General features: G+C 71.4%; 17 protein-coding genes. 12 read left to right on the top strand and 5 right to left on the bottom strand.

The features are described 5' to 3' along the window. Nucleotides 1-99: 99 nt before the first annotated feature. Entirely contained in the window at nt 100-516 is a 417-nt protein-coding gene (locus ACFWSK_RS06080; RefSeq protein ID WP_383782487.1) for an SsgA family sporulation/cell division regulator, read from the bottom strand. 180 nt (nt 517-696) lie between these two features. On the opposite strand from ACFWSK_RS06080, the gene ACFWSK_RS06075 reads away from it, so the two are divergent. Beyond that, nucleotides 697-1,836: an oxidoreductase gene (locus ACFWSK_RS06075; RefSeq protein WP_383782485.1), complete on the top strand. Its 1,140-nt coding sequence runs from the start codon at nt 697-699 to the stop codon at nt 1,834-1,836. Between the two features lie 29 nt (nt 1,837-1,865). Here ACFWSK_RS06075 and ACFWSK_RS06070 read toward each other — a convergent pair whose 3' ends face one another. Then, complete coding sequence (locus ACFWSK_RS06070; protein WP_383782483.1) at nt 1,866-2,153, bottom strand: YciI family protein; 288 nt, start codon at nt 2,151-2,153, stop codon at nt 1,866-1,868. 31 nt (nt 2,154-2,184) lie between these two features. On the opposite strand from ACFWSK_RS06070, the gene ACFWSK_RS06065 reads away from it, so the two are divergent. Together ACFWSK_RS06065 and mmpA are read left to right on the top strand one after the other, a co-directional pair. Beyond that, the gene (locus ACFWSK_RS06065; protein ID WP_383782481.1) at nt 2,185-2,862 is read left to right on the top strand and encodes an endonuclease V; all 678 of its coding nucleotides are present in this window, start codon (nt 2,185-2,187) and stop codon (nt 2,860-2,862) included. A gap of 49 nt (nt 2,863-2,911) precedes the next feature. Beyond that, the gene (mmpA, locus tag ACFWSK_RS06060; protein WP_383782479.1) at nt 2,912-3,055 is read left to right on the top strand and encodes a morphogenic membrane protein MmpA; all 144 of its coding nucleotides are present in this window, start codon (nt 2,912-2,914) and stop codon (nt 3,053-3,055) included. A gap of 10 nt (nt 3,056-3,065) precedes the next feature. Here the strand turns inward: mmpA and ACFWSK_RS06055 are convergent, their stop codons facing one another. Continuing rightward, a complete protein-coding gene (locus ACFWSK_RS06055; RefSeq protein WP_383782477.1) occupies nt 3,066-4,256 on the bottom strand; it encodes a saccharopine dehydrogenase family protein in 1,191 nt (396 codons plus the stop codon). 202 nt (nt 4,257-4,458) lie between these two features. On the opposite strand from ACFWSK_RS06055, the gene ACFWSK_RS06050 reads away from it, so the two are divergent. From ACFWSK_RS06050 to ACFWSK_RS06035, 4 genes are read left to right on the top strand one after another with little or no spacing between them, the layout of a single operon-like run. After that, nucleotides 4,459-5,613 carry a CaiB/BaiF CoA transferase family protein gene (locus ACFWSK_RS06050; RefSeq protein ID WP_383782475.1) on the top strand — a complete coding sequence of 385 codons (1,155 nt, stop codon included), beginning with the start codon at nt 4,459-4,461 and terminating at the stop codon, nt 5,611-5,613. Nucleotides 5,614-5,622: 9 nt separating this feature from the next. After that, complete coding sequence (locus tag ACFWSK_RS06045) at nt 5,623-6,765, top strand: acyl-CoA dehydrogenase family protein (protein WP_383782473.1); 1,143 nt, start codon at nt 5,623-5,625, stop codon at nt 6,763-6,765. 36 nt (nt 6,766-6,801) lie between these two features. After that, complete coding sequence (locus tag ACFWSK_RS06040; RefSeq protein ID WP_383782471.1) at nt 6,802-8,016, top strand: acetyl-CoA C-acetyltransferase; 1,215 nt, start codon at nt 6,802-6,804, stop codon at nt 8,014-8,016. A 39-nt stretch (nt 8,017-8,055) separates the two neighbouring features. Then, complete coding sequence (locus ACFWSK_RS06035; protein WP_383782469.1) at nt 8,056-10,227, top strand: 3-hydroxyacyl-CoA dehydrogenase NAD-binding domain-containing protein; 2,172 nt, start codon at nt 8,056-8,058, stop codon at nt 10,225-10,227. A gap of 31 nt (nt 10,228-10,258) precedes the next feature. Here ACFWSK_RS06035 and ACFWSK_RS06030 read toward each other — a convergent pair whose 3' ends face one another. Further along, entirely contained in the window at nt 10,259-10,990 is a 732-nt protein-coding gene (locus ACFWSK_RS06030) for a MerR family transcriptional regulator (RefSeq protein ID WP_383782467.1), read from the bottom strand. Nucleotides 10,991-11,331: 341 nt separating this feature from the next. On the opposite strand from ACFWSK_RS06030, the gene ACFWSK_RS06025 reads away from it, so the two are divergent. The 4 genes from ACFWSK_RS06025 (at nt 11,332) to ACFWSK_RS06010 (ending at nt 16,313) form a co-directional block, all read left to right on the top strand. Continuing rightward, nucleotides 11,332-11,964 carry a TetR/AcrR family transcriptional regulator gene (locus tag ACFWSK_RS06025; RefSeq protein WP_383782465.1) on the top strand — a complete coding sequence of 211 codons (633 nt, stop codon included), beginning with the start codon at nt 11,332-11,334 and terminating at the stop codon, nt 11,962-11,964. A gap of 103 nt (nt 11,965-12,067) precedes the next feature. Next, on the top strand, nt 12,068-12,973 hold the full coding sequence (locus ACFWSK_RS06020; protein WP_383782463.1) for an oxygenase MpaB family protein: 906 nt from the start codon (nt 12,068-12,070) through the stop codon (nt 12,971-12,973). 144 nt (nt 12,974-13,117) lie between these two features. After that, nucleotides 13,118-14,461 carry a M14 family metallocarboxypeptidase gene (locus ACFWSK_RS06015; RefSeq protein ID WP_383782461.1) on the top strand — a complete coding sequence of 448 codons (1,344 nt, stop codon included), beginning with the start codon at nt 13,118-13,120 and terminating at the stop codon, nt 14,459-14,461. 73 nt (nt 14,462-14,534) lie between these two features. After that, on the top strand, nt 14,535-16,313 hold the full coding sequence (locus tag ACFWSK_RS06010) for a BCCT family transporter (protein ID WP_383782459.1): 1,779 nt from the start codon (nt 14,535-14,537) through the stop codon (nt 16,311-16,313). 94 nt (nt 16,314-16,407) lie between these two features. Here ACFWSK_RS06010 and ACFWSK_RS06005 read toward each other — a convergent pair whose 3' ends face one another. Continuing rightward, nucleotides 16,408-17,331: an FAD-dependent oxidoreductase gene (locus ACFWSK_RS06005; protein ID WP_383782457.1), complete on the bottom strand. Its 924-nt coding sequence runs from the start codon at nt 17,329-17,331 to the stop codon at nt 16,408-16,410. A gap of 120 nt (nt 17,332-17,451) precedes the next feature. Between ACFWSK_RS06005 and ACFWSK_RS06000 the strand changes: the two genes are divergently transcribed. Further along, nucleotides 17,452-19,089 carry an ABC-F family ATP-binding cassette domain-containing protein gene (locus ACFWSK_RS06000; protein ID WP_383782455.1) on the top strand — a complete coding sequence of 546 codons (1,638 nt, stop codon included), beginning with the start codon at nt 17,452-17,454 and terminating at the stop codon, nt 19,087-19,089. Nucleotides 19,090-19,127: the final 38 nt, after the last annotated feature.

Genomic DNA, 19,127 nt, shown 5'->3' with positions numbered 1-19,127 from the left:
TGATTCACGGGTAGCGCTCCGCCGCCCCCGTCCCGCCGCCTGCGGGCCCGGCACGGCGGCGCGACCTCCCGCCACGTGCTGGGTGGTCGGGAGTGTGGGTCAGAGGGCCCCGCCCAGGAGATCGGTCAGGCTCCGGTCGAGGTCCAGGAAGCGGTGCTCGTCGCCGACCGGTACCAGCTCCTGTGCCCGCTCCAGGAACCGGCGCAGTTCCGAGGTGCGCACATGCACCATCGCCACGCCCTCGACGGCGTGGAACTCCAGGACCGTCCGCTCGTATCCGAAGGGCCGCACCCGTACGTCGCCGACACCGGCGGGGGCGTCCATGCCCGTCGCGAGCAGTTCCCGGGAGAACTCCCAGGAGACCTCCGTCCCCTCCAGCGTCGCAGGGGCCGGGAACGCCATGCGTACGGCGAACGGGTCCTTGCGGTCGTACTGCAGGGTGGCGGGCAGAGTCTCCATCCGCGGAGCGGATGCGACCATGCGGGCCTGGACGGCCTGCTCGATAACGCTGGACATGACCTGCTCCCTCTCGCGCGCGGTGAACGGTTCCCGGCATTGGAGTAGACGACGGAACTCCTCGTTTCGTGCACTGGGGTACGGCGTGAGCTGCGTCACCGCACGATTCCCTCCGCATCTGCCCGCTTCCGGGCGGCTCACGCTGGACGGCCCGCCGCCCGTGGGTTAGCTTCCAGCGCCATGAAGACCATGGGAAAGACGAGACGACTGATAGCAATGGGGCTGTGTGGGGCGGCAGTTACCGCCGCTCTGGCCGCGCCGACCGCGCAGGCCGCACCGGCACCGGCGGCACCGGCGGCACCGGCGGGACAGGCGGGACAGGCGGGACAGGACGCGCGGACCGCGAGCTGGTCCCTCACCGACACCGGCACGACGGCCCGCTTCCGTGGACTCGCCGCCGTCAGCCGCAGCTCCGCCTGGGTCGCCGGATCGAAGGGCACCGTCCTGCGCACCTCCGACGGTGGCAGGAACTGGCGCGACGTATCGCCGCCCGGAGCGGGCGAGCTGGAGTTCCGTGACGTCGAGGCGTTCGACAGCCGGCGCGCCGTGGTGCTCGCCATCGGTGAGGGCGAGGCATCCAGGGTCTTCCGTACGGGCGACGGCGGAGCGACCTGGACGGAATCCTTCCGCAACACCGACGCCCGAGCCTTCTACGACTGTCTGACCTTCTTCGACCACCGGCACGGGCTCGCGATGAGCGACCCGGTGGACGGCAGGTTCCGCATCCTGTCGACCGACGACGGCGGCCGGAGCTGGAAGGTGCTGCCGCCGGCCGGGATGCCGGCCGCCCAGCCGGGCGAGGCGGGCTTCGCCGCGAGCGGTCAGTGCCTGGTCAGCTCGGGGCCGAAGGACGTCTGGCTGGCCACCGGCGGCGCGGCCACGGCGCGGGTCCTGCACTCCGCGGACCGCGGCCTGACCTGGACCGCGAGCGAGTCGACGATCCCGGCGGGCGATCCGGCGCGGGGCGTCTTCGCTCTCGCGTTCCGCGACCGTACGCACGGCATCGCGGTCGGCGGGGACTACCGCGCCGACCAGCAGTCGCCCCAGAGTTCCGCGGTCACGTCCGACGGCGGCCGGGGCTGGCACCAGTCCGCCGCCACGCCCCCCGCCTACCGCTCGGGCGTCGCCTGGCTGCCGCACAGCCGGTCCGGCGCACTGGCGGTCGGGCCGACGGGTACGGACCTCACCCTGGACGGCGGGCGGACCTGGCGCACGGTCGACACCGGTTCGTACGACACGGTGGACTGCACGGCCGACTTCGGCTGCTGGGCGTCGGGGGAGAAGGGGCGGGTGGCGGTCCTCAGCCCCTCGCGCGGTTGAGCGGCCGGCGGGAATCCCGCCCCGGGCGGCTACTGCCGGTACGCCGCCAGCTCGGGTGACGTCCTGGTCGCGACGAACTCCGTGATCCGGTAGGCGCACACCCCCTCGGCCGCGAAGGGGTCGGCCGCCGCGATCTTCTCGATCTGCGCGCGGTCGTCCCCCACGGCCAGGATCACCCCGCCGTCGCGGGGGTTCTTGCGGCCCGACGCGAGGAACGCCCCGGCGGCGTACTGCTCGTCCAGCCAGGTGATGTGCTCCCGCATCAGCGCGTCGACGCGCTCGACGGGGGCGGTGTAGGTCAACTCGAGTACGAACATGATCGCCAGGCTACCTAAGCTGGGACCCACTATGACTACCTTCCACATGCCTGCCGACGAGGCCGAAGCCCGAGCCATCCAGGACACCCTGCGCGCCCGGGTGGTGCTCGACGAGCCCGGCCCGCCGCCCGGCACCGGCCGGGTGACCGGTGTCGACGTCGCCTACGACGACGAGCGGGACGTCGTCGTCGCGGCGGCCGTCGTCCTGGACGCCGAGACGCTCGACGTGGTGGACGAGGCCACCGCCGTCGGACGCGTCACCTTCCCCTACGTCCCCGGGCTCCTCGCCTTCCGGGAGATGCCCACCGTGCTGGAGGCGCTGGAGTCCCTGTCCGTCGACCCCGGACTCGTCGTCTGCGACGGCTACGGGCTGGCACATCCGCGCCGGTTCGGGCTGGCCAGCCATCTGGGCGTACTTACCGGGCTGCCGGTCATCGGCGTCGGGAAGAACCCGTTCACCTTCCACTACGAGGCGCCGGGGCCCGACCGCGGCGACTCCTCGCCGCTCCTCGACGGTGAGGAGGAGGTGGGCCGGGCCCTGCGGACCCAGGGGGGCACCAAGCCGGTGTTCGTCTCCGTCGGGCACCGGACGAGCCTGGACAACGCCTGTGCGCACACCCTCCGGCTGGCCCGCTCCTTCCGGCAGCCGGAGACCACCCGCAGGGCCGACGCGCTCTGCCGCCAGGTTCTGCGGGAGGCGACCGCCTGAGTATCCGTACGGATGGCGCCCGCCGTTCATGATCGGCAGGCTGGAACGCATGAACACGCATCGTACGAGCGTCCGAGTCGTCCCTGTTCAGCATGCCCAGCGCCGTGTCGCGGTGGGCATGCTCCTCGGCGCCGTCGCGGGGCTCGTCTGGGCCGGCGCGATGCTCTACACCGTGGCCGCCTGGGTCCTCTGACCCGCCGGCCTCAGCGGACCGCGGCCACCCGGAAGCCCATGCCTGCCGCCTTCAGCCGTTCCAGCAGCGCATCGCCCATCGCCACCGCGGTGGTGACCTGTCCCGAGGTCACCGGAAGGTCGTCCAGGGCGAGGCAGAGCGCCGACTCGGCCAGCATCTTCGCCGTCTCGTCATAGCCGGGATCGCCCCCCGACACCTCCGTGAAGACCCGGCGCCCGCCGCCCTCCCCTACGAAGCGGACCGTGAACCAGCTGTGCTGCCTGCGCTTCGCGTCGGGGCCCTGACCCGGCTCGTAGCGCTCCATCAGCCAGTCCCTGGCGGCGGGGAGCTGGGCGGCCGCCACGAGTGCCCCGATCGCCGCGGTGCCGCCGAGCGCCATCGGCAGCCGCTTCACGGAGGCGAAGTGCCGGTAACGGAAGTCGGGGCCGTACCGCTCCAGCGCCCGAGCCGAGCGTGCCACGACCTGCGGGTCCAGTGTCGGCAGCGGCAGTGCCCAGGTGCCGGTCTCCCCGCTGAAGTGCGGGGTCCCCAGCGGTGACCTGGCGCGGCGGCCGACGAGGCGGGGCTCGTGCAGCCGGCGCTCCTTCGCGGCCCTCATCAGCTGCCGGCCGCGGCCCATCGCGGTCAGGGCCGAGGCGAACGTACCGCCGGAGAAGGCGGCGTTGCTGCGGACGAAGCCGTCGACGGTCAGCGGCACGCCGGTCGGCAGCTGCTGGACGGTGAAGTACACCCCGAGGTCGTGCGGCACGGAGTCGAAGCCGCAGGCGTGCACGATCCGCGCCCCCGTCTCGCGGGCCCGTGCGTCGTGCTCCAGATACGTCCGGTCCACGAACTCCGCCTCGCCCGTGAGGTCGGCGCAGTCCGTCCCGGCCTCCGCGCAGGCGGCCACGAGTTTCTCCCCGTACCAGACGTACGGTCCCACCGTCGTGGCCACCACATGGGCGGACTCGGCCAGCGCGCGCAACGACGCCGCGTCGTCGGCGTCCGCGTGCAGCAGGGGAAGATCCGCGCAGCCAGGGTCGATGGCCGTGAGGCGGTCACGCAGTTGTTCCAGCTTGCTCCGGTTCCGGCCGGCCAGTGCCCAGCGGCACGTGTCGGGGGCGTGCGCGGCCAGATATGCGGCCGTCAGCTCCCCCACGAAGCCGGTGGCACCGAATAGGACGACGTCATAGGGGCGTTCTGCCCCGTTCTGCCTGTTCACGAGTGCCTCCGCAGGGGCCGGCGCCGATGTAGCAGGCAGAGGTTAGCGGAGGCCGACGTGGTGGCGCGCCCCGGGAGGCTTCCGTGCGGGACGATCCGTGGAGAGAGCTAAGCGCTTGCTCGGCCCAAGGGGTTGTGCGGAGGGCTGCGCCTTCTTAGCATCATTGATGTTACATCGGTTGTGTCACACCTCTGGGGGCTTGATGGCAAGGGCAGAGAGCGTTCCGCAGGGCCCGCTGACAGGGGTGCGTGTGGTCGAACTGGCCGGCATCGGACCGGGCCCGTTCGCCGCCATGCTCCTGGCCGACCTCGGCGCCGATGTGGTCCGGGTCGACCGGCCGGGCGGCGCGGGGCTCGGCATCGACCCCGCCCTCGACCTCACCAACCGCAACAAGCGCTCCGTTCTCGTCGACCTCAAGGCCGAGGACGGACCGGCCCGGGTGCTGGACCTCGTCGAGCGCGCCGACATCCTGATCGAGGGCTACCGGCCCGGCGTCGCCGAGCGTCTCGGGGTGGGCCCCGACGCCTGCCTGGCCCGCAACCCGCGCCTCGTCTACGGACGGATGACCGGCTGGGGCCAGGACGGCCCGCTGTCCCGGCGCGCCGGGCACGACGTCGCGTACATCGCCGTCACCGGCACCCTGTCCATGATCGGGAAACCCGGGGAGCCCCCGGCCCTCCCCGCCAACCTGGTCGGCGACTACGCGGGCGGCTCCCTCTACCTCGTCGTCGGAGTCCTCGCCGCCCTGCAGCACGCCCGGACGCCGGGCGGCGCGGGCCAGGTCGTGGACGCGGCGATCGTCGACGGCGCCGCCCATCTCGCCACGATGATCCACGGAATGCTGGCGGCCGGCAGCTGGCAGGACCGGCGCGGCTCGAACCTGCTGGACGGCGGCTGCCCCTTCTACGGCACCTACGAGACCGCCGACGGGCAGTTCATGGCGGTGGGACCGCTGGAACAGCGGTTCTACGAGGAGTTCATCGCGCTCCTCGGGATCGCGGAGAAGGCTCCGGACCGGGCGGACCCCACCCGCTGGGGCGAGCTGCGCACCGCTGTCGCCGAGCGGTTCCTGACCCGTACGCGTACGGAGTGGACCGAGGTCTTCGAGGGCACGGACGCCTGCGTCGCCCCCGTCCTGTCGCTCCGCGAGGCCCCGCACCATCCGCACCTCGCCGCCCGCTCCACCTTCGTCGAGCACGGCGGACTCACCCAGCCTGCGCCCGCACCCCGCTTCTCCGCCACACCGGTCTCCGTGCGCCGCGGGCCGGCCGTACCGGGCGCCGACACCGAGGACGTGGCCCGCGACTGGGACGTACCGGGCATCCGCACCAGCTCCACCGACGACGACCGGCTCTAGGGGGCCTCAGTGCAGCGGCAGATCTTCACCGAAGAACACGACGCGTTCCGCGAAACCGTCCGTACCTTCCTCACCAAGGAAGTCCTCCCGCACTACGAGCAGTGGGAGAAGGACGGCATCGTCTCGCGCGAGGCGTGGCTCGCGGCCGGACGGCAGGGACTGCTCGGTCTCGCCGTCCCCGAGGAGTACGGAGGCGGCGGCAACGCCGACTTCCGCTACAGCGCCGTCCTCGCCGAGGAGTTCACCCGGGCGGGTGCCCCCGGTCTCGCCCTCGGTCTGCACAACGACATCATCGGCCCCTACCTCACCGGGCTGGGCACCGACGAGCAGAAGCGGCGCTGGCTGCCCGGCTTCTGCGGCGGCGAGATCATCACGGCCATCGCGATGACCGAACCGGGCGCGGGCTCCGACCTCCAGGGCATCCGCACCACCGCCGAGGACAAGGGCGACCACTGGCTGCTCAACGGCTCGAAGACGTTCATCTCCAACGGCATCCTCGCCGACCTGGTGGTCGTCGTCGCCAGGACCACGCCCGAGGGCGGCGCGAAGGGGCTGTCCCTGATCGTCGTCGAGCGCGGCGCCGAGGGCTTCGAACGGGGACGCAACCTCGACAAGATCGGCCAGAAGTCCCAGGACACCGCCGAGTTGTTCTTCAACGACGTCCGGGTCCCCAAGGAGAACCTCCTCGGTGAGCGGGACGGCGCGTTCATCCACCTCATGACCAACCTGGCCCAGGAACGGATGGGCATCGCGGTCGCCGGGATCGCCGGCGCCGAACACCTCCTGGAGATCACCACCCGGTACGTCAAGGAACGCGAGGCGTTCGGCCGGCCGCTCTCCAAGCTCCAGCACATCCGGTTCGAGATCGCCGAGATGGCCACCGAATGCGCCGTCACCCGGACCTTCCTCGACCGCTGCATCGTGGACCACTCGGACGGCGTGCTCGACGCCGTACACGCCTCGATGGCCAAGTGGTGGGCCACCGAACTGCAGAAGCGCGTCGCCGACCGCTGCCTCCAACTCCACGGCGGATACGGCTATATGGCCGAATTCCCGGTCGCCAGGGCGTTCACCGACGGCCGCATCCAGACCATCTACGGCGGCACGACCGAGATCATGAAAGAGATCATCGGCCGCTCGATCCTCGCCTGACCTCCGCTGCGCAACCACCCTCGAAAGGCTGCTGTCTTGAGTACCGAAGCGTTCGTCTACGACGCGATCCGCACCCCGCGGGGCCGCGGCAAGGCCAATGGCGCCCTGCACGGCACCAAGCCGATCGACCTGGTCGTCGGCCTCATCCACGAGATCCGCGACAGGTTCCCGAACCTCGACCCTGCGGCCATCGACGACATCGTCCTCGGTGTGGTCAGCCCGCTCGGTGACCAGGGCTCCGACATCGCCCGCATCGCCGCCATCGCGGCCGGGCTCCCCGACTCCGTCGCGGGCGTCCAGGAGAACCGCTTCTGCGCCTCCGGCCTCGAAGCGGTCAACCTGGCGGCGGCCAAGGTGCGCTCCGGCTGGGAGGACCTCGTCCTGGCCGGCGGCGTCGAGTCGATGTCGCGCGTGCCGATGGGCTCCGACGGCGGCGCCTGGGCCATGGACCCGATGACCAACTACGAGACCGGCTTCGCCCCGCAGGGCATCGGTGCCGACCTCATCGCCACCATCGAGGGCTTCTCCCGCCGCGACGTCGACGAGTACGCGGCCCTCTCCCAGGAGCGCGCGGCCGAGGCGTGGAAGGCCGGCCGCTTCGGCCGCTCCGTCGTCCCCGTCAAGGACCGTAACGGTCTCGTCGTCCTCGACCACGACGAGCACATGCGGCCCGGCACCACCGCCGACTCGCTCGCCTCGCTCAAGCCGTCCTTCGCCACGATCGGCGAGATGGGCGGCTTCGACGCGGTCGCGCTCCAGAAGTACCACTGGGTCGAGAAGATCGACCACGTCCACCACGCGGGCAACTCCTCCGGCATCGTCGACGGCGCCGCCCTCGTCGCCATCGGCTCCAAGGAGGTCGGCGAGCGCTACGGCCTCACCCCGCGCGCCCGGATCGTCTCCGCCGCCGTGTCCGGCTCCGAGCCGACCATCATGCTCACAGGGCCCGCGCCCGCCACCCGCAAGGCGCTCGCCAAGGCCGGGCTGACCATCGACGACATCGACCTCGTCGAGATCAACGAAGCCTTCGCCGGCGTCGTCCTGCGCTTCGTCAAGGACATGGGTCTCTCCCTGGACAAGGTCAACGTCAACGGCGGCGCCATCGCGCTCGGCCACCCGCTCGGCGCCACCGGCGCGATGATCCTCGGCACGCTCGTCGACGAGCTGGAACGGCGCGACAAGCGGTACGGCCTCATCACCCTCTGCGTCGGCGGCGGCATGGGCATCGCCACCGTCATCGAGCGTCTCTGACCGTCCCCGGCCACCCCTGCTTACGGAGAAGACAAGCCAATGACCGAGAGCACGACCATCCGCTGGGAACAGGACGGGACCGGCGTCGTCACCCTCGTCCTCGACGACCCCGACCAGTCCGCCAACACGATGAACCAGGCGTTCAAGGACTCCATCGCGGTCATCGCCGACCGCGCCGAGGCCGAGAAGGACTCCATCCGGGGCATCATCTACACCTCCGCCAAGAAGACCTTCTTCGCGGGCGGCGACCTCAAGGACATGATCAAGGTCGGTCCCGGGAACGCCCAGCAGGCGTTCGACACCGGAACGGCCATCAAGCGCTCCCTGCGCCGCATCGAGACCCTCGGCAAGCCCGTCGTCGCCGCCATCAACGGCGCGGCGCTCGGCGGCGGTTACGAGATCGCGCTCGCCAGCCACCACCGCATCGCCCTCGACGTCTCCGGTTCCCGGATCGGGCTGCCCGAGGTCACCCTCGGCCTGCTGCCCGCGGGCGGCGGTGTCACCCGCACCGTACGGCTGATGGGCATCGCCGACGCGCTGCTCAAGGTCCTGCTCCAGGGCACCCAGTACACCCCGCAGCGCGCGCTGGAGAACGGTCTGGTCCACGAGCTCGCGGCCACCCCCCAGGACATGCTCGCCAAGGCACGCGCGTTCATCGACGCGCACCCCGAGTCGCAGCAGCCCTGGGACGTCAAGGGGTACAAGATCCCCGGCGGCACCCCGTCCAACCCGAGGTTCGCCGCCAATCTGCCGGCCTTCCCCTCCAACCTGAAGAAGCAGATCGCGGGCGCCCCCATGCCCGCGCCGCGCAACATCCTCGCCGCCGCGGTCGAGGGCTCGCAGGTCGACTTCGAGACCGCGCTGACCATCGAGGCCCGCTACTTCACCGAGCTGGTCACCGGCCAGGTCTCGAAGAACATGATCCAGGCGTTCTTCTTCGACCTCCAGGCCGTCAACTCCGGGGCCAGCCGCCCCAAGGGCATCGCGGAGCGCCCGGTCCGCAAGGTCGCCGTGCTCGGCGCGGGGATGATGGGCGCGGGCATCGCGTACTCCTGCGCGCGCGCCGGCATCGACGTCGTGCTCAAGGACGTCAGCACCGAGGCCGCCGCCAAGGGCAAGGCGTACAGCGAGAAGCTGCTCGCCAAGGCGCTCTCCCGGGGCCGTACGACCGAGGCGAAGCGTGACGAACTGCTGGCCCGGATCACCCCCACCGGCGACCCGGCCGACCTGGCGGGCTGCGACGCGGTGATCGAGGCCGTCTTCGAGGACACCTCGCTCAAGCACAAGGTGTTCCAGGAGATCCAGGACATCGTCGAGCCCGACGCGCTGCTCTGCTCCAACACCTCCACGCTGCCCATCACCGTCCTCGCCGAAGGCGTGTCGCGGCCGGTGGACTTCATCGGGCTGCACTTCTTCTCGCCCGTCGACAAGATGCCGCTCGTCGAGATCATCAAGGGCGAGCGGACCGGCGACGAGGCCCTGGCCCGTGCCTTCGACCTGGTGCGCCGGATCAAGAAGACGCCGATCGTCGTCAACGACTCGCGCGGCTTCTTCACCTCGCGCGTCATCGGCCAGTTCATCAACGAGGGCGTCGCCATGATCGGCGAGGGCGTCGAGCCCGCCTCGGTGGAGCAGGCCGCGGCGCAGGCCGGCTACCCGGCCAAGGTGCTCTCCCTGATGGACGAGCTGACGCTGACCCTGCCCCGTAAGATCCGCAACGAGACCAGGCGGGCCGTCGAGGAGGCGGGCGGCACCTGGGCCGGGCACCCCTCGGACGGGGTCATCGACCGGATGGTCGACGAGTTCGGGCGCCCGGGACGCAGCGGCGGCGCGGGCTTCTACGAGTACGACGAAGCGGGCAGGCGGACCAGGCTCTGGCCCGGCCTGCGCGAGCACTTCGCCAAGCCCGGTGCGGACGTCCCCTTCGCCGACATGCAGGAGCGGATGCTCTTCTCCGAGGCACTGGACAGCGTCCGCTGCCTGGAGGAGGAGGTCCTCATCACGGTCGCCGACGCCAACATCGGCTCCATCATGGGCATCGGCTTCCCCGCCTGGACCGGCGGAGTGCTCCAGTACATCAACGGATACGAAGGCGGCCTGCCCGGCTTCGTGGCGCGCGCACGGGAACTCGCCGAGAAGTACGGCGACCGCTTCCTGCCGCCCGCCCTGCTCGTGGAGAAGGCGGAGAAGGGCGAGACCTTCCACGACTGACCCGCTCCGTGCGGGCCGCGCTCGTCCGGTGCTACCGCGCCGTGAACGCGGCCCGCAGCTCTTCCTTCAACGAACGCCGGAACGCGGTCACCAGGGCCTGCACCACCATGGGCTGCATATGGGCCGACAGCGACTTCATCGCCGCGACGTGCTCCGGATCGGACTCCCGCTCCCGGTACGGGCTCCACACCTCGTCCCGGAACAGCCGGGTCAGCTCCTGCGCCGCCGAGCGGGTGTGCTCCAGCAGCACCGTGCGCGCGGCGAGGATCGTCTCGTGCGCGATCGGTACGTCCAGGAGTTCCACCCCGAGCCGGAGCAGCCCCGGATCGACCCGGTAGCCGTCCCCGCCGGCCTCGGGCCGCTCCAGCACGGCCATCGCCGTCAGCAGATCCAGATCCGGCTCCGAGAGCGCCCGCCCCGCGCGCCGTTCCAGCTCGGCCCGCGTCATGTCCTCGGGCTTGTCCGGAGCCCAGGACGCCACCAGCGCCCGGTGGATCGCCAGGTCCCGCGCGCTCAGATCGGGCGGCAACTGCTCCAGATACCGTTCGATCGCGGCCAGCGTCATGCCCTGGTGCTGGAGCTCCTCGATCAGGGCCAGCCGCGCGAGGTGGTCGCGCCCGTAGTGTCCGACCCGGCGCGGTCCGATCACCGGCGGCGGCAGGAGCCCCCGGGTGCTGTAGAAACGCACGGTGCGGACAGTGACCCCGGCGCGCGCCGCAAGCTCGTCGACGGTGAGCGTCGGCTCCTCGGTCCCGGTCGCCATGTCTGCTCCTCGCTGCTCACGCTCGTACCGCCGGGTAGCACATGACCTGCGTACCCATAGGTTCAACAGTATTGCTGTCTCACCACTGTTGTGAAAGTGCGCGGCGGTATTCGGCGGCCCGCGGGCGACGACGGAGGGGCCGGCTGTCAGAGGCACCCCCTACCGTGGTCCAGGATCGAGCCGCTGATCGGGCAGCGCCTGGTGAAGCGGGGCATATCCGTCACCGTGTACGACTACGACTGACGCACCCGGCGTACGCCACCTGGTGTCCGAATGTCTCCATGTCCATGTGTCGACCTGGCTATCGTGGAGAGAACCTGGGGCGAATCGGGGGAGGGCCCATGGCGCGACGGAGTACGAACGAGGAGTTGCTCGCCCGCGCGCTCACGGAGACGCCGCCGTCCGACGCCCTGAGCGAGCAGATACTCGACGCGGCCCGTGAGCAGTTCATGAACCACGGCGTCCGGCGCACCACCGTCGACAGGATCGCCGCACGTGCCAGGGTTTCCCGGCTCACCGTCCTCCGCCGGATCGGTGGCCGCGACGACCTGCTGGCAGCCTGTCTGCTGCGCGAGTACCGCCGTTTCGTCGTGGACGTGGACGAGGTGATCACCGCCCTGCCCACCCGGGAGGAGCGGCTCGTGGAGGGCTTCGTCGCCGTCCTGGAACACGTCCGCGAACACCCGCTCGTCGCCGGGTTGCTGCGGATCGAGCCGGAGACCGTGCTCCCCCTCCTCACCGCGGAGCACGGCCCCGTCCTGCTCGCCCTGCGGGGCTACCTGGCGGACCGGCTGCGCCACGGCGAGTGTGCGGCGCGGGGGCGGCCGGAGACCGATACCGCACCTGCCGCCGAGCTGGCGGTGCGGATCATCGTCTCCTTCCTGCTCAACCCGGCGGGTTCCTTCGCCATCGACGACGACGCGCAGCTCCGGCTCCTCGCGCGCCGCTGTCTGGTGCCCCTGCTGGCCGGCTGACGGACAGGGGCGGCCCTGCCCCGGCGCACCCGCGATCGCATACTGGAACACATACGGGCCGGTCACGGGGACCGTACGCCCGTCGAGTGCCAGGAGCCCCCGCATGGACAGCGCGGCAGCCGAGGTGTCGGACGAGGGCGAGGCCCCCGCGCCGCCCCCGCCCGGCGGAGTGCTGTGGAGCCTGACCGGTGACATCCGCTCCCTGCTGATCCTGCCCGCCGCCCTCACCCTCCAGGTCGCCCACCCGGCGGTCGGCGCGGGCGTCGACGAACACTCCGTCTTCCGCACGGACCCGTGGGGGCGCGGCGAGCGCTCCCTGCGCTCGCTCCAGCTCTGGGTGTACGGAGGGGACGCGGCGGCCGAGGAAGGACGCCGGCTCCGCCTGTTGCACCGGACCATCCGGGGGACCGACACCCGGGGCCGCCGCTACCACGCGCTGACCCCCGCGAACTACGCCTGGGTGCACGCCACCGGCTTCCCCGTGTACCGGCACGCGGCGCGCTATCTGGTCCGTCCCATGACCGAGGCGCAGGAGCGGGCCCTGTACCGCGAATGGCTCCAGGTGGGCCGGATACTCGGCATCCACGACCGGGACATGCCGCAGACGGTCGAGGAGTTCTGGCCGTACTACCGCAGGATGCTCGCCGAGGAGGTCGAGGCGACCGCCGTCGTCCGCGAACTGGTGGCCTCCGACGCGACCGTCCCCCCGCCGGACCGCGGCCCCCTGCCCGTACGGCTCCTGCTCCGGGTCCTGTGGCCCGTACTGCTGCCTCCCCTGGCCCGGTTCCGCGGCTTCGTCACCGTCGGCCTCATGCCTCCGGAGGCCCGGGCGGCGATCGGACTGGAGTGGACACCGCGGGACGAGCGGAGGCTGCGTCAGTTCTGCGGCGTCGTCCGCACGGTGGTCCCCGTCCTTCCCGAGCGACTGCGTTACCTGCCGCTCGCCCGCAGGGCGCGGGCGGCGCACCGGCGGGCGGACGGCGGACGGCCGGCCCCGTCGGGCCGGTAACCGACCGGCTTCACCGGCGCCCCGGCACATCGCCGGGTGATCGCCCCCTGTTGCACAGGAGTTGACCGAGGTACCTTCCGCACACGCTGATACGTGCGCGGGCACCGTCGTGCCCGCCCACCGCATCCCGGGAGGCAGTCGCAGATGACCCCTCGCATCGCCCGTGCACTCCGCAGCACCCGAACCAGGGGCGTGACCCGCAGTCGCCGCACCGGAGTGCGCGGCTTCGCCCTGACCGTCGCCGCGGCGGCTCTAGCCGTACCGTTCGCCACCGTCCCCGCCGAGGCCGCGCACTCCGAGCCCCGGACCGGATTCGAGACGAGCAACGGGGCCCGCTGGACGGGGCAGCCGGAGGAGCAGGAGTTCCTCGCCGCGGTCGACCGGGCGAGCGACCGCGTCGCGATCGAGCGCATCGGCACGACGAAGCAGGGCCGCCCCCTGCAACTGGTCCGCATCGGCGCCCACCGCCCGGCGGCCCACACGATGCTGCTGATCTGCAGTCAGCACGGCGACGAACCGTCCGGCCGCGAGGCGTGCCTCTCGACCGTCCGGGATCTCGCCTTCGCGCGGGACCGGGCGACCGGCACCTTCCTGTCCCGTACGAACGTGCTGGTCCTGCCCACCGCCAACCCCGACGGACGGGCGGCGAACACCCGCGGCAACGCGGACGGCGTCGACATCAACCGTGACCACATCGCGCTGCAGACCGTCGAGGGCCGGGCCATGGCCGGGGTCATCCGCGACCAACGGCCGGATGTGATCTACGACTTGCACGAGTACGGGGCCACCCCGCCGTACTACGACAAGGACCTCTTCGTCCTCTGGCCCCGCAACCTCAACGTCCACGACGGGGTGCACGACGCCTCGCAGACCCTGTCCGACCGGTACGTCAGGCCGGTGGCGGGGGAGGCGGGCTACAGCAGCGGTATCTACGGAATCTGGACCGACCCGGTCACCGGGGACCCCATCAAGCAGACCGCGGGCGACGGGCAGGAGCGCATCCTGCGCAACGCCTCGGGCATCAAGCACGCGGTGGGCCTGCTCATCGAGTCCCGCGTCGACGCGCTCTCCGCCGCCGAGAAGGCCGACCAGGCCCTCAACCAGCGGCGCAGGGTCGAATCCCAGCAGGCCGCACTCGACGGCCTGTTCGCCTTCGACGACGAGCGGCGCGGCCGGATCGAGGCAGCCACCACGGCATCCCGTCTCGCGGGCTTCGCCGACCGGGGACCCGTCCACCTCGCCGGCGCGGACAACGACCCGGCCGAGCCGGACGAGATCCTCCAGGACCCGCCCTGCGGCTACCGGCTCACCGCCGCCCAGTACGCCGAGGTGGGGGACGAGCTGGCCCTGCACGGGGTCGCTTCCCGGTCCGAAGGTGACGGAGCGTACGTACCGCTGCGGCAGCCGGCACGCAATCTCGTTCCGCTCCTCCTCGACGAGCGGGCGACATATCACCTCACAAGCGGTCAAGCCGTTACGGCTTGTTGATCCCGGAAGATGCCCGTCCTGTGTGGTACTGCCTACGGAGAGCGATTTTCGGACTCCGTGAAAGGTGCCATTTGTGTCGCAGGACGATCAGAGAACGGATGGGCGGGGGGAGCTGCCGGTCACGGCAGACCTCCCCGCCGAACCGCACCACGGCCGGAGTCCCACGACCGACCGGGTGGTCTTCGGAGTCACCGCGGTATTCACCCTCGCATTCGTGGTCTGGGGTGCCGCGGCCACCGATTCGCTGGAGAGCGTCTCCAGCACGTTGCTCAACGGGCTGATCCACAACGGCGGCTGGGCCTTCATGCTCGCGGCCTCCGGGTTCGTCGTCTTCGCCCTGTGGCTCGCGGTCAGCCGGTACGGGAAGATCTCGCTCGGACAGGAGGGCGAGGAACCCGAGTTCCGGACCGTCTCCTGGGTCGCGATGATGTTCAGTGCCGGTATGGGCATCGGTCTGATGTTCTACGGAGTGAGCGAGCCGCTCGCCCACTTCGTCAATCCACCGCCCGGCACCCACCCCACCGACGACGCCGAAGCGATGCAGACGGCGATGGCCACCACCCTCTTCCACTGGACGCTGCACCCCTGGGCGATCTACGCGGTGGTCGGCCTCGCCATCGCGTACAGCACCTACCGGCGGCGCAGGCGCCAGACGATCAGCGCGGTCTTCGAGCCGCTCATCGGCGAACGGCGAGCTCGCGGTGCCCTGGGCCGGGTCATCGACATCCTCGCCATCTTCGCCACGCTCTTCGGCTCCGCGGCCTCGCTGGGGCTCGGCACCCTCCAGATCGGCAGCGGCTTCCAGGAGCTGGACTGGATGGAGAAGACGGGCACCGGCCTGCTCGTCGCGATCATCGCCGTCCTGACGGTCGCCTTCGTCGCCTCGGCGGTCTCCGGCGTGGAGAAGGGCATCCAGTGGCTGTCCAACATCAACATGGTGCTCGCGCTGATTCTCGTCCTCTTCGTCTTCATCGCCGGTCCCACGATCATCGTGCTCGACCTGCTGCCGACCTCGATCGGCGCGTACTTCGGTGATCTGGCGCAGCTCGCAGGCCGCACCGAGGCCACCGGCAAGGGCGAAGTGGCCGACTGGCTGGCGAGCTGGACGGTCTTCTACTGGGCCTGGTGGATCTCCTGGACGCCCTTCGTGGGCATGTTCATCGCCAGGATCAGCCGCGGCCGGACCATCCGTCAGTTCGTCGGCGGCGTGATCCTCGTGCCCAGCACCGTCAGCCTGGTCTGGTTCGCGGTCTTCGGCGGTTCGGCGATCAGGCTCCAGGAAGCCGGCAGGCTGGGCGAGGCCGACACCCCGGAGGCCCAGCTCTTCGGCGTGCTCCAGGAGTTCCCCATCCCCACGGTCATGAGCATCCTGGTGATGATCCTGGTCGGGATCTTCTTCGTCTCCGGCGCCGACGCCGCCTCCATCGTGATGGGCACGCTCTCCCAGAAGGGCGTCCTCGAACCCGCCACCTGGGTCGTGGTCTTCTGGGGCGTCGTCACCGGCGCCGTGGCCGCCATCATGCTGCTCATCGGCGACGGCAAGGGCGACGCGCTCGCCGGGCTCCAGAACCTCACCATTCTGGTGGCCGCCCCGTTCACCGTCGTCATGGTCGGCATGTGCGTCGCCCTCATGCGGGACCTGCGGCAGGACCCGCTGATCGTCCGGCGCGAATTCGGGGTCGAAGCGGTCGAGTCGGCGGTCATCGAGGGCCACGCCAAGTACGACGGCGACTTCGAGATCCGGATCGGTCCCGGCACCAGCCAGATCACCACGGAGCGCATGAACAAGGGGGCCGCCACCGGCACGGCGGACAGGCCCGGCACGGCGGACAAGACCGACCCCGACGCCTGACGCCCCCAGCCGTGGCCCGTCGCGGAAGCGGAAGCGGAAGCGGCCCGGCACACCGGGACGCGGAAGCGGCCCGGTACGCCACCCCGGCGGTGGCTCAGCCCACCAGCCGGGCCGCCTCCCGCGCGCAGCCCCAGGCGACCGTCACCCCGGCGCCTCCGTGCCCGTAGTTGTGCACGAGGCGCCCGCCCCCGGGCATCGGCCCGGCCTCGATTCGCACCCCGGCGTCCCGGGAAGGCCGCAGCCCCACCCGGTGTCCGATGATCCGGGCCCCGGCGATCTCCGGCCTGATCCGGGCACATCGCGCCACGATCTCCTCGGCCGTGCGGGCATCCGGTTCCGTGCGCCGGTCGTCCACCTCGGCCGTGCCCCCGAGCACAAGGCCCCAGGGCTGGGGAAAGAAGTACGTCGTGGCGCTCGACGCGGGGTCCGCCTCCGTGAACCACTCGTCGATCCCCGGGTTCTCCACCACGGTCAGCTGACCTCGCACCGGCCGCACCCCGGCATCCGGAACCAGGTCGCGCGCGCCCAGTCCGGTGCAGTTGACGACGGCCGGCGCCTCGGCCGCCGCCTCCTCGAAGCTCGACGCCGACCGCCGCTCGACCGTGCCCCCGGCAGCCGCCAGACGCCGCTCCAGCCAGCCCAGATGCGCCGGCATGTCGAGGAGCGGCAGTGTCGCCCGCAGCCCGTCCGCCACCTCGGCCGCGGCCCGGAGCTGCCGGGCCCACGGCCCGAGCCCGGCGAACCGCTCGCCCCGGTGCACCCCGGCGACCAGGCGTACGCCGGTCTCCCCGGGTTCGGCGGCCAGTTCCTCGTACACCCGCAGGGTCGCCAGTGCCCAGTCCCCGACCAGCGCCTCGGGCTCGATCCGGTAGGGCCACCACAGCGCGCCGGCCACCGAGGAGGTCGTCGTCGCGGCCGGTTCGCGCGACCAGACCCGGACCCGGCGGCCGGACTCCGCGAGGACCACCGCGGTGGTCAGCCCGATCACCCCGCTCCCCACCACGATCACGTCCGCCATCGCTGTCACCCCTGCCGCTCCGGTTCCGACCGCACTCCTGGGCCGGGACGCTAGCGGATCTCCGCGTAAACCGGTCGGGCTGGTCGGACCTCCGCGGACGCCGATTAGGATCGAGCCCTGATGACTGCCACTCTCGTCGCCAAGGATCTCGCCGCCGGACACGGCGACCGCACTCTCTTCGCAGGGCTCGACCTCGTCGTCGCGCCCGGCGACGTGATCGGTCTCGTCGGAGTCAACGGTGCCGGTAAATCGTCCCTGCTCCGTCTCCTCGCCGGGCTCGACCGCCCGGAGGAGGGTGAGCTGCGCCTCTCCCCGCCCACCGCCACCGTCGGGCATCTCCCGCAGGAGCCCGAGCGGCGCCCGGACGAGACGGTGCGGGCGTTCCTCGCCCGCCGTACCGGGGTCGCCGATGCCCAGGAGGCGATGGACGCCGCGACCCAGGCCCTCGTCGACGGAGCGCCGGGCGCGGACGACGCGTACTCCGAGACGCTGGAGCGCTGGCTCTCCCTCGGCGGCGCCGACCTGGACGAGAGGGCCGAGGAGGTCGCCGCCGACCTCGGCCTGACCGTCGGCCTGGACCTCCCGATGACGGCGCTCTCCGGCGGCCAGGCCGCCCGCGCCGGACTCGCCTCGCTCCTGCTGTCCCGGTACGACATCTTCCTGCTGGACGAGCCCACCAACGACCTGGACCTGGACGGCCTGGAGCGCCTTGAGCGCTACGTCGCGGGACTGCGCATGGGCACGGTCGTCATCAGCCACGACCGCGAGTTCCTGATGCGCACGGTCACCAAGGTCCTGGAGCTGGACCTGGCCCAGCAGGAGATCAACCTGTACGGCGGCGGCTACGCGGCCTATCTGGAGGAGCGCGACCGCGCCCGCAGGCACGCCCGCGAGGAGTTCGACGAGTACGCCGACAAGCGGTCCGCCCTGGAGAACCGCGCGCAGACGCAGCGGTCCTGGATGGACAAGGGCGTCAAGAACGCCCGCCGCAAGGCCACCGACAACGACAAGATCGGCCGCAAGTTCCGCAGCGAGTCGAGCGAGAAGCAGGCCGCCAAGGCCCGGCAGACGCAGCGCATGATCGAGCGCCTCGACGTCGTCGACGAGCCCCGCAAGGAGTGGGAGCTCCGGATGGAGATCGCCTCCGCACCGCGCTCCGGTTCGGTCGTCGCCTCCCTCCGCGACGCCGAGGTGGTCCTGGGCGACTTCGCGTTCGGCCCGGCGACGCTGCAGATCGACTGGGCGGACCGGGTCGCCATCACCGGAGCCAACGGGGCGGGCAAGTCCACCCTGCTCGCCGCCCTGCTCGGCAGACTTCCGCTCGACTCGGGCCATGCCACGCTGGGCTCGGGCGTGGTGGTCGGAGAGGTCGACCAGGCCCGCAAGCTGTTCCACGGTTCGGAGAGCCTGCTCGACGCGTTCTGCGCGGCCGTTCCGGAGACCGAACCCGCCGAAGTGCGCACCCTGCTCGCCAAGTTCGGCCTCCGCGCCGACCATGTGACGCGCCCCGCGACGACCCTCTCCCCGGGCGAGCGCACCCGCGCGGCACTCGCTCTCCTCCAGGGCCGGGGCGTCAACCTCCTGGTCCTGGACGAGCCGACGAACCACCTGGACCTGCCGGCGATCGAACAGCTGGAGTCGGCACTCGACTCCTACACGGGCACGCTGCTGCTGGTCACGCACGACCGCCGGATGCTGGAGGCCGTCCACACGACGCGTCGCCTGGAAGTGGCGGACGGCAAGGTCTCGGAGATCTGACAGGGCTGAGACACCGCTTCGCGAAGGCGCGAAGGAAG

This window comes from Streptomyces sp. NPDC058620 (assembly GCF_042717135.1).
Classification (GTDB): domain Bacteria; phylum Actinomycetota; class Actinomycetes; order Streptomycetales; family Streptomycetaceae; genus Streptomyces.
The sequence above is the reverse complement of the archived record's forward strand: the minus strand, read 5'-3'. Positions and strand labels throughout refer to the sequence as shown.